Annotated in this window: 13 protein-coding genes and 1 pseudogene; 4 read left to right on the forward strand and 10 right to left on the reverse strand. The window is 66.7% G+C overall.

Going from position 1 to position 7799, the window contains the following annotated elements; translation table 11 throughout:
- Nucleotides 1-300 precede the first annotated feature (300 nt).
- From ML01_RS30855 to ML01_RS23685, 3 genes are all read left to right on the forward strand, one after another.
- Complete coding sequence (locus ML01_RS30855) at nt 301-576, forward strand: hypothetical protein (RefSeq protein WP_254045369.1); 276 nt, start codon at nt 301-303, stop codon at nt 574-576.
- The gene (locus ML01_RS30860) at nt 573-857 is read left to right on the forward strand and encodes a hypothetical protein (protein ID WP_254045370.1); all 285 of its coding nucleotides are present in this window, start codon (nt 573-575) and stop codon (nt 855-857) included. The genes ML01_RS30855 and ML01_RS30860 overlap by 4 nt, the downstream gene beginning before the upstream one ends.
- A gap of 256 nt (nt 858-1113) precedes the next feature.
- Nucleotides 1114-1926 carry a DUF1566 domain-containing protein gene (locus ML01_RS23685; RefSeq protein ID WP_082674600.1) on the forward strand — a complete coding sequence of 271 codons (813 nt, stop codon included), beginning with the start codon at nt 1114-1116 and terminating at the stop codon, nt 1924-1926.
- Between the two features lie 303 nt (nt 1927-2229).
- On the opposite strand, the gene ML01_RS23690 is transcribed toward ML01_RS23685, so the two are convergent.
- The 9 genes from ML01_RS23690 to ML01_RS23720 all read right to left on the reverse strand — a co-directional run bounded on the left by ML01_RS23690 (nt 2230) and on the right by ML01_RS23720 (nt 5194).
- The gene (locus tag ML01_RS23690) at nt 2230-2559 is read right to left on the reverse strand and encodes a type II toxin-antitoxin system YafQ family toxin (protein WP_058557859.1); all 330 of its coding nucleotides are present in this window, start codon (nt 2557-2559) and stop codon (nt 2230-2232) included.
- Nucleotides 2531-2809, reverse strand: coding sequence for a type II toxin-antitoxin system RelB/DinJ family antitoxin (locus ML01_RS23695; protein WP_058557860.1), 279 nt, complete (start codon nt 2807-2809; stop codon nt 2531-2533). The genes ML01_RS23690 and ML01_RS23695 overlap by 29 nt, the downstream gene beginning before the upstream one ends.
- Before the next feature lie 68 nt (nt 2810-2877).
- Nucleotides 2878-3069, reverse strand: a complete 192-nt coding sequence (locus ML01_RS23700) for a hypothetical protein (RefSeq protein ID WP_058557861.1) — start codon at nt 3067-3069, stop codon at nt 2878-2880.
- Nucleotides 3070-3232: 163 nt separating this feature from the next.
- A complete protein-coding gene (locus ML01_RS29275; RefSeq protein ID WP_156427947.1) occupies nt 3233-3382 on the reverse strand; it encodes a hypothetical protein in 150 nt (49 codons plus the stop codon).
- 24 nt (nt 3383-3406) lie between these two features.
- Complete coding sequence (locus ML01_RS23705; protein ID WP_058557862.1) at nt 3407-3760, reverse strand: hypothetical protein; 354 nt, start codon at nt 3758-3760, stop codon at nt 3407-3409.
- A gap of 289 nt (nt 3761-4049) precedes the next feature.
- A complete protein-coding gene (locus tag ML01_RS29280) occupies nt 4050-4199 on the reverse strand; it encodes a hypothetical protein (protein ID WP_156427948.1) in 150 nt (49 codons plus the stop codon).
- A 24-nt stretch (nt 4200-4223) separates the two neighbouring features.
- Complete coding sequence (locus ML01_RS23710; RefSeq protein WP_058557862.1) at nt 4224-4577, reverse strand: hypothetical protein; 354 nt, start codon at nt 4575-4577, stop codon at nt 4224-4226.
- Nucleotides 4578-4620: 43 nt separating this feature from the next.
- Nucleotides 4621-4968 (reverse strand): DUF5615 family PIN-like protein, encoded by a 348-nt coding sequence (locus ML01_RS23715; RefSeq protein WP_058557863.1) that lies wholly within the window; start codon nt 4966-4968, stop codon nt 4621-4623.
- Nucleotides 4952-5194: a DUF433 domain-containing protein gene (locus ML01_RS23720; RefSeq protein WP_058557864.1), complete on the reverse strand. Its 243-nt coding sequence runs from the start codon at nt 5192-5194 to the stop codon at nt 4952-4954. Before ML01_RS23720 ends, ML01_RS23715 begins: the two co-directional genes overlap by 17 nt.
- 86 nt (nt 5195-5280) lie before the next feature.
- Between ML01_RS23720 and ML01_RS23725 the strand changes: the two are divergent.
- A pseudogene (locus tag ML01_RS23725) lies at nt 5281-6081 on the forward strand (FAD-dependent oxidoreductase); the annotation flags it as partial.
- Nucleotides 6082-7105: 1024 nt separating this feature from the next.
- Here the strand turns inward: ML01_RS23725 and ML01_RS23730 are convergent.
- Nucleotides 7106-7799 (reverse strand): tetratricopeptide repeat protein (locus ML01_RS23730; RefSeq protein WP_156427949.1); only part of this gene is annotated, 694 nt, incomplete at its 5' end.

A 7799-nucleotide genomic window follows, 5' to 3' on the forward strand; every position in this document is an offset into this window, starting at 1 on the left:
GTCCGTTACCGTCCACGCCGCAAGGCTGAATACTGGGCTCGCGGTTCACGATTACCCAGGCGGGACTTCCACCCGCTAGATCACGCGGCCTTGCCAGGCCGCACTGTCCCCGGAACCCCCATCGGTGAGCCGCCGCGTCCGCCGCCGATCTCGCCCGCCCGCGGACCGCCCACAGGGTCGCCGCGGGCGGGTGGAGGTCTTACGAAGCCGGGAATCGACGTTCGGGTTATCTCGCGCTACCAGTTCTTTTGATGTTCTTTCGTCGACGGCAAGCTCAGTGCCGGCTTTGCGGCCGCACGGGTGAAGCGCAACGAGAAGCTGGGGCAGGAGCCGGAGCGAATCCAGCGCCTGATCCGAGTCCTGATGGCGAGCCTGGGCCATAACGAGACCTTCCGCTTCGGCGTGCTGCCGTATCGCGTGGCGGACCCGATCTTCGCCCGCTATCGGCCCGGCATGGCGTACGGCGAGCACGTGGATGACCCGATCATGGGCAGCAGCGGGCCGCGCTTTCGCTCGGACGTGTCGATGACCGTGTTCCTGAACGCGCCGCCGACTACGACGGCGGCGAGCTCGTGATCCGCACCAGCTTCGGCGAGCAGCGCGTCAAGCTGCCGGCCGGCGACGCGGTCGTCTACCCGTCCTCCAGCCTGCACCAGGTCGCCGAGGTGACGCGCGGCGCGCGCCTGGTGGCGCTGACCTGGATTCAGAGCTATGTGCGCGACCCTGCGCGGCGCGAGCTTCTGTACGAGCTCAATCTGGCCCGGGAGCATCTGCTCAAGTCCGCTCCCGCCGCCGAGCACACCGCGCTGGTGGACCGCAGCTACAGCAACCTGGTGCGGATGTGGGGCGAGCTTTAGGGAGGCCTGTGCAGGACAGGGAACCCACGGGGGCGGTGCCGCGCCGACTGTGCGCTCCCGCTGTTGCGGGCGAGTCCGGTGAGCGATGCGCGGTGGGCAGCCCCGCGGCGGCGAAGTCCTTGTCTGACGTGGGATTACAAATCTTTACCCGGCAGCTCACATGGTGTCCTAGGCTTCATTGCGGAAAGTCGTTGCGCGTCGATGCGAATTTGGGAACCGGTTCAAGACGCGGCACCGCGCACGAGGCTTACCGCGGATGAGAACACCAACGAATCGAGCTGGGGACATCGTCATGACAAGACCTAATCCTGCGTACGGGCTGCCCTTTGCCGCTCCAATCTCCTACCAAGAGGGTGAGGAAATCCCGATGCTGAGTTGTCGCTCACAGAGGGTCAACCTTGTCTACGACATCGACGCCGGCCTGGACGGCCTCACCTGGACCGCGGACGCCGACCTGTTCCAAACCCAGTGCCGGTTCGACGATACGATCGTGACTCGGATCATCAACCTGACCCCCGTAGTCACCGATGCCGTCGGCGCGCATTGTCTCGTGCCCGAGGATTTCGACCCCCTGAGCGGCGCCATGACCTGGTGGGCCGCGCAGGCCTGGACGACTTGGCTCAACCACATCGGGTTTGCGGGTGGCAAGAGCTGGCGTCTGTGCTCGGCCGCCGGCTGCACCGGGCGCTCGCCACGCTCCGGTCGTCACGTCAACTGCAGCGAGATCGGACGGCTGTACTACGGAGGCGGGAACTCGCAACAAGGCTTCCGCATCACGCGCAGTCGCCGCCTGAAACGGACGTTCACGAACCTCCAGGACGAGCTCTATTGGACTGCGAGCGAATATCGGGCCAATCCGCAGGGTGCCTGGCAGTTCTGCTGCAGGACCGGCACCCAATACTTCGCGCCCAAGCAGCGCAAACGGCTGGCTTGGGCGGTCCATCCCGGGCTCATCGCCGACACCCGCAGATCGAGCAGCGGACTGCGCGGCGGCCTCGCCGAGCTGCTCGATCTACAGGAGCTCGCCACCGCGCACGTGTGGCCGGCCTTTCGCCAAGCGAATGGCTGACGAGTGGCACCGCGTCGGTTCGACGTCCCCGGCTTAGCGCCTGGGATGTCGAGCGTGCGATGCAATGCTCGCGTCCGACTGTCTCGCCCTGATCCTAACGGCTATGGCGGCCAGCGCCACCCCGAAGCATGTATGCGCTGCTCGCCATAGCCGTTTCGTTTCTCTCACCCCGGCGCTGTCCCAAAGGGAGAAGCGGATAAGCTCGGCGCGGTTGCGCTAAGCGGCGTCCAAGCCCCGCACCTGCCCCTTTATTTTGTTGACGATGGCGTAGACGCCGACGTGCCGCTCAACGCATGGCGCAGCCTATTCGAAGAGGTCGGCATGGGTACCGGCACGCACGAAGACCATCAAACCCGGTGTCTGCGAATCGTCCACCCGATAGGCCAGCAGAAAGTCACCGCCGATGTGGCACTCCCGGTGTCCCTCCCAGTTGCCCACCAGGGCATGATCCAGCCATTCCGGCCCGAGCGGGCCGTCGTTGGCGATCAACTGCAGCATGGCCTCCTTGAGCCGGTGCATATCGTACCGGCCGGAGCGAGATAAGCGCCGCCAGTCCTTGAGAAAGGCCTTGGTGTAGTCTGCAGCGCGGGGCAGCGGTGCGCGTTTACTCGCCGCCGGTCTTTTCGAGGGCATCGAACAATGCGTCCGGCGTTGCAAAGCGGGCGCTGCGGGCGCGCACCAGGTCTTCGGCCTCCATCATCGCCGCACGGGTTTCCGCGTTCGGAACGTCCAGGGCAAACGGAAGGCGCTGATCGGCGGCGACGCGAGTCAGGAAGACCCGCACGGCATCGGCGACGGACAGACCCATGGCGGCCAATGTCGCATTGGCCCGGGCCTCCACCGCCTCGTCGATGGGCACGTGGATCAGGGTGGTGCCTGGCATGAGATGCTCCGGTGGTGTATCGGCGGATGAGCGACATTGTATCCCGGCGGCCGCCGAGCCAAGCGTGCTCAGGCGTTGTCCTCCCACAACCCCAACTGCGTCGGCCGGTCCACCCGATCCGCGAAGGCGAGCCGGCGCAGGTTCTCCAGGGCCTCGAAGTCGCCGGCGGCGGGGGCGACGGCGTCCAGTGGGTCGATGCCGGTGAAGGCGCGCGAGGGCGGCAGGACCTCCAGCACGGTCTCCAGCGCGGAGAGGAACACGGGCTCTTGGGTGGCGCCGACGCGGTTCAGCAGATCGGCGGTGGGAAAACAGGGACATGGGAAAACAGCGGGAAAACAGGGACAAACAGCGGGAAAACAGCGGGAAAACAGGGACAGACCACGTCTAATCGCCCGAGGAACGGCGCTACACGGCAGCAGGCATCTACGGCTCGTCGCCGTTTCGTAGCACGGCGAGCAGGTCACGGGAGTCGATGCCGGTGAGCCCAGTGGCGAGACGAACGAGTCGGCGCGGCACGGGCTGCCGTGGCTGCCCGAGTGCTTCGTCGTCGATGCGCAGGCTCGGGATCGGCAACGGCGGCTTCGCTGGCGGTGTCGGTTACCGCAGCACCTCGTCGCTGCTGTTTTCCGTCAGAACCCGCCCGGACCAGCGTAGCAGGGTGGCGGGGTCGGCTCGTTGGACCCGTCGGCGGACGGCTTCCGGCATGGGGCCGAATTTCTGCTCAAGCTGGAACAGCACGACGTTGGCTTCTCCGACTTGGATGCCGATCTTCTCGCCTTCTTCGCGCATACGGGTGGAAAACGACTGCATGGTTCTGTTCTCCTCGGGATAGTCGCGTTCGTACTGCTCGCGCTCGGTGTCGCTCAGGTTGGCATAGATGTCCACGAAATCGGCATACTTCAGCCGCTTGTCGGGGTCGGGCTCAAGCGTCACAAGACCGCGCAGCGCCATAGCGTATACGGCAACACGCTCGCTCTCCACCGGCCTGCCGCAGTCACGTCCGGCGCGCTTGCGCGATTACCAGTAGCGCCTCTTCGGGGTCGGCGACGAAACGTGCGATGGCTGAGTGGGACTGCGTCAGTAGTCGGTGGATTGCTGCGGTGCCGGCGTTGCCGACCTTGCGGGAAAACAGGAAAACAGGGACAGACCACGTTTAATGGCGGGAAAACAGGGACGGCGGGAAAACAGGGACAGACCACGTTTAATCGCCCGAGGAACGGCGCTACACGGCAGCAGGCATCTACGGCTCGTCGCCGTTTCGTAGCACGGCGAGCAGGTCACGGGAGTCGATGCCGGTGAGCCCAGTGGCGAGACGAACGAGTCGGCGCGGCACGGGCTGCCGTGGCCGCCCGAGTGCCTCGTCGGCGATGTGCAGGGTCGGGATCGGCAACGGCGGCTTCGCTGGCGGTGTCGGTTACCGCAGCACCTCGTCGCTGCTGTTTTCCGTCAGAACCCGCCCGGACCAGCGCAGCAGTGTGGCGGGGTCGGCTCGTTGGACCCGTCGGCGGACGGCTTCCGGCATGGGGCCGAATTTCTGCTCAAGCTGGAACAGCACGACGTTGGCTTCTCCGACTTGGATGCCGATCTTCTCGCCTTCTTCGCGCATACGGGTGGAAAACGACTGCATGGTTCTGTTCTCCTCGGGATAGTCGCGTTCGTACTGCTCGCGCTCGGTGTCGCTCAGGTTGGCATAGATGTCCACGAAATCGGCATACTTCAGCCGCTTGTCGGGGTCGGGCTCAAGCGTCACGAGACCGCGCAGCGCCATAGCGTATACGGCAACACGCTCGCTCTCCACCGGCCTGCCGCAGTCACGTCCGGCGCGCTTGCGCGATTACCAGTAGCGCCTCTTCGGGGTCGGCGACGAAACGTGCGATGGCTGAGTGGGACTGCGTCAGTAGTCGGTGGATTGCTGCGGTGCCGGCGTTGCCGACCTTGAGCCAGACGACTTTGGGCGGTGCGCCGTACTGAAAGCTGCGCTGACGAAAGTCGTTGTCCTTGGAGACGAGGACATAGCCTTGCGTGCGTGCCAGCTCCCATACCGTTGTGTCGCTGGCCCCGCGCAGGCCGAGTAACTCGACCTGGGTGGTGCCGGGGTAATGCGCGGCGAGCAAGGTGGCGAGCCGGGGGCTGAGGTTCTCGTCAAGCAGCAGCTTCATCTGGGGCTGCCGTGGCCAGGCGCCGCTCCCGTTGGGCGGCGAACATCAGCGCCGCGCGCAGGTGTTCCGGGCGCAGGCTCGGAAAGTCCGCCAAGATCTCCGCCTCGGACATGCCGCCGGCGAGGTATTCCAACAGATCGTAGACGGTGATGCGGGTGCCCCGGATACAGGGCTTGCCGCCGCGGATGTCGGGGTCGATGGCAATCAAGTCGTTGAGGTCCGGCATGGTTTGGCTCCGGTGTATAGTCCACTGAACGACGCGGTTCTGCCGGATTCTCGCGGCGTGCAGTCCCCGGCGCAAGCCCGGCGAGGGCGCTCATCGACCGGCGCATGGCGCAGATGCGCGCCGAGGGCGTGGAGTTCCACACCCACTGCCACATCGGCGTGGACCTGCCCGTGGCCAAGCTCATGGCCGACTACGACGCCGTGGTCCTCTCCGGCGGCAGCGAGAAGCCCCGCGATCTGGACGTGCCGGGGCGCAGCTACGCCGGCATCCACTTCGCGATGGACTTCCTGCGCGCCAACTCCAAGCGCGTGCCGGGCGTGGCCGTGCCCGATGAGGACTTCATCAGCGCCCAAGGCAAGCACGTCGTGGTCATCGGCGGCGGCGACACGGGCTCGGACGGCATCGGCACCAGCAACCGCCACGGCGCCAAGTCCATCACCCAGATCGAGATCCTCGACAAGCCCCCGGCCAAGGAAGACAAGGGCCTCACCTGGCCGAACTGGCCGAACTGGCCGAACAAGCTCCGCACTTCGACATCCCAAGAAGAAGGCTGCGAGCGCCACTGTAACGTGCTCACCAAGTCCTTCGAGCACGACGGCGACGGCAACGTCAGCGCGCTCAATTATGTGCTGGTGCGCTGGGACAAGGACGAGCAAGGCCGCTGGCAGATGTCCGAGGTCCCGGGCTCCGAGGCCAGCTTCAAGGCCGACCTGGTGCTGCTTGCCATGGGCTTCGTGCACCCCGTGCACGAGGGCATGCTCGCCGAGCTGAAGGAGCAGAAGGGCCTGGCGCTGGACCCCCGCGGCAACGTCCAAGGCAGCACCGAAGGCCCCGCCGCCTATCAGACCAGCATCCCGGGCGTCTTCGCGGCAGGCGACATGCGCCGCGCGCACCCTCCTGGCAATCGCGCGCAGGAATCCGAAGGTGATTCAGGATGTCGCGGCGGATATGGCGTCGCACCGGTGAGCTTGTCCCATCAGGCAACATGGGTGGAAGGCTGGCATGAGCCCGGAGGTATTCACTGACCGGCATTGGACGAGGACATCAGCGTCGCGGGCCTTCTCGCCAGGACTCCGTCGCCGGGGCCTTGATCATCGTTCCGGCCGCCATGACCCGAGGTCCTGCTCGTGACACCGCTCCCGCGGTGTCACGCGCTCTTCGGCGCTCTGCGCCCCGCGGGGTGTGACGGGGCGACGAGGTCGGCAGCGGCCTTGGGACAGCGAGCGCGGCGGGTGGGCGCGGAGCGCCGGGAGGCGGTGACACCGCGGGAGCGGGGTCACCAGAGAGATCCAGTCGCGCCAGTGGCTGCGTTGATGGTGCGGGACAGCAGACGCATTCCTTCGGCCCCTGCCATGCCCGCCGCTTGGCCGGAATGATGATCAAGGCCGTCGCCGGAGAGTCAGCAGTCGCTCAAGAGCTGGCTCGCGGCGCGTGGGAGCGAGCAATCGGCCTAAAGGGATCTGGCCGCTCCGGGGACACATCTATTCGTGGTCTGTCCCTCAATTCCTCCGGGAGCGGGGTCACCAGAGAGATCCAGTCGCGCCAGTGGCTGCGTTGATGGTGCGGGACAGCAGGCGCATTCCTTCGGCCCCTGCCATGCCCGCCGCTTGGCCGGAATGATGATCAAGGCCGTCGCCGGAGAGTCAGCAGTCGCTCAAGAGCTGGCTCGCGGCGCGTGGGAGCGAGCAATCGGCCTAAAGCGATCTGGCCGCTCCGGGGACACATCTATTCGTGGTCTGTCCCTCAATTCCTTTCTGCCCGCCCTGGATGGCGTCGAACGGCTCGCGCGCCGACAGTAGCCGGTGCGGCCGGCGCCTTCGATCCCCAGCACCCATTTGCGATGCGCCTGGAAGGCCTCGGCGTCGGCGCGGGAGGCGTTCTTGCCGGCGCCACGGTCCAGGCGCCGCGACCTTAGCCCGCCTCCCCGCGCCATTGCGCCAGCCGCTCGGCCGTGGTGCGCGTGTCGGCATGGTCCGCGCCGAGGGCGCGGGTCTGGTCCGCCAGCAGGGTCTCCGCGGCGGCGATCGCCTCTGAGGTCCGCCCCGCTTGGGCGAGGACGTAGGCGCGGCGGCTGCGGGCGCGCAAGGTCTGGGCATGGTCCGCGCCGAGGGCATCGGTCGCATCCCGGATGAGTTGCTCGAAACCCGCCAGCGCCTGGTCGTGCGCGCGGATGTCGCCCTTCAATTGTGCAATCCAGTGGCGCGTCCCGAGCGTCTCGGGATGGTCCGGGCCGAGCAGGCGGATCTGGTCGGCGAGCAGGTCCTCGAAGCCGGCGATGGCGGGCTCGATCTCCCCGACTTGGGCGCGGTAGGAGGCGATGTTCTGGCGTGTCCCGAGCGTCTCTGGATGATCCGTGCCGAGCACGCGGGTCTGGGCGGCGAGGAGGTCCTCGAAGGCGGCGATGGCGGGTTGGATCTCGCCGGCTTGGGCGCGGTAGGAGGCGATGTTGTGGCGCATCGCGAGCGTGTCGGGATGGTCTGGGCCGAGCACGCGGGTCCGGTCGGCGAGCAGGTCCTCGAAGGCGGCGATGGCGGGCTGGATCTCGCCGGCTTGGGCGTGCCAGTAGGCGATGTTGTGGCGCGTCGTGAGCGTGTCGGGATGGTCT

Source organism: Thiohalocapsa sp. ML1 (assembly GCF_001469165.1).
Taxonomy (GTDB): Bacteria; Pseudomonadota; Gammaproteobacteria; order Chromatiales; family Chromatiaceae; genus Thiohalocapsa.

Excerpts from the sequence above, each read along its gene's own strand:
- ML01_RS23685 (WP_082674600.1), top strand. The coding sequence starts at position 1,114 with ATGAGAACACCAACGAATCGAGCTGGGGACATCGTCATGACAAGACCT.
- ML01_RS23690 (WP_058557859.1), bottom strand. The coding sequence starts at position 2,559 with ATGCCCTCGAAAAGACCGGCGGCGAGTAAACGCGCACCGCTGCCCCGC.
- ML01_RS23695 (WP_058557860.1), bottom strand. The coding sequence starts at position 2,809 with ATGCCAGGCACCACCCTGATCCACGTGCCCATCGACGAGGCGGTGGAG.
- ML01_RS23705 (WP_058557862.1), bottom strand. The coding sequence starts at position 3,760 with ATGGCGCTGCGCGGTCTTGTGACGCTTGAGCCCGACCCCGACAAGCGG.
- ML01_RS23710 (WP_058557862.1), bottom strand. The coding sequence starts at position 4,577 with ATGGCGCTGCGCGGTCTCGTGACGCTTGAGCCCGACCCCGACAAGCGG.
- ML01_RS23715 (WP_058557863.1), bottom strand. The coding sequence starts at position 4,968 with ATGAAGCTGCTGCTTGACGAGAACCTCAGCCCCCGGCTCGCCACCTTG.
- ML01_RS23720 (WP_058557864.1), bottom strand. The coding sequence starts at position 5,194 with ATGCCGGACCTCAACGACTTGATTGCCATCGACCCCGACATCCGCGGC.